Genomic DNA, 1,159 nt, shown 5'->3' on the forward strand with positions numbered 1-1,159 from the left:
AGCCATGAGGGAGGTTTGGGCATGAGGACGGTAGCGGCGGTGGCGTGGGAGGCGGGCAAGCCGCTGGTGGTGGAGGATGTGGATCTGGAGGGTCCGCGGGCGGGCGAGGTTCTGGTGGAGGTGAAGGCCACGGGGCTGTGCCACACCGACAAGTACACGCTGTCGGGGGCGGATCCGGAGGGGATTTTTCCGGCGATCCTCGGGCATGAGGGTGCGGGGGTGGTGCTGGAGGTGGGCGCGGGGGTGAGTTCGCTGCGGCCGGGCGACCACGTGATCCCGCTGTACACGCCGGAATGCCGCGAATGCGACTACTGCCTGAGCCGCAAGACCAATCTGTGCCAGCGGATCCGGGTGACGCAGGGGCGCGGGCAGATGCCGGACGGCACCAGCCGGTTTTCCTGCCGCGGCAAGCCGATCCACCACTACATGGGCACCTCGACCTTTGCCAACCACACGGTGGTGCCGGAGATCGCGCTGGCCAAGATCCGCGCGGACGCGCCGTTCGACAAGGTCTGCTACATCGGCTGCGGCGTCACCACGGGCCTCGGCGCGGTGCTGTTCACCGCCAAGGTGGAGCCGGGCTCCAACGTGGTGGTGTTCGGCCTCGGCGGCATCGGGCTGAACGTGATCCAGGGCGCGCGCATGGTGGGCGCCGACAAGATCATCGGCGTGGACATCAACCCGGGGCGGGAGGCGATGGCGCGGCGCTTCGGCATGACGCATTTCGTCAATCCGAAGGAGGTCGAGGGCGACCTGGTGGGCCATCTGGTGGAGCTGACCGGGGGCGGTGCCGATTACAGCTTCGAATGCGTGGGCAACACCACGCTGATGCGCCAGGCGCTGGAGTGCTGCCACAAGGGCTGGGGCGTTTCCACCATCATCGGCGTGGCCGAGGCGGGCAAGGAGATCGCGACGCGGCCGTTCCAGCTGGTCACCGGGCGGCGCTGGATCGGCTCGGCCTTCGGCGGCGCGCGCGGGCGCACCGACGTGCCGAAGATCGTCGACTGGTACATGGACGGCAAGATCAACATCGACGAGCTGATCACCCACACCATGCCGCTCGAGCGGATCAACGAGGGCTTCGAGTTGATGACCCGCGGCGAGTCCATCCGCGGCGTCGTGCTGTACTGACCTCCACGGCGCCGGAAGGAGGGGGGAA

Annotated in this window: 1 protein-coding gene; it reads left to right on the forward strand. The window is 68.2% G+C overall.

Annotated features, from left to right (window positions below; translation table 11 throughout):
- Nucleotides 1-21: 21 nt before the first annotated feature.
- Nucleotides 22-1,131 (forward strand): S-(hydroxymethyl)glutathione dehydrogenase/class III alcohol dehydrogenase, encoded by a 1,110-nt coding sequence (locus tag D2K64_RS23695; RefSeq protein WP_120010886.1) that lies wholly within the window; start codon nucleotides 22-24, stop codon nucleotides 1,129-1,131.
- Nucleotides 1,132-1,159: the final 28 nt, after the last annotated feature.

The organism is Teichococcus vastitatis, from assembly GCF_003604215.1.
GTDB lineage: Bacteria > Pseudomonadota > Alphaproteobacteria > Acetobacterales > Acetobacteraceae > Pseudoroseomonas > Pseudoroseomonas vastitatis.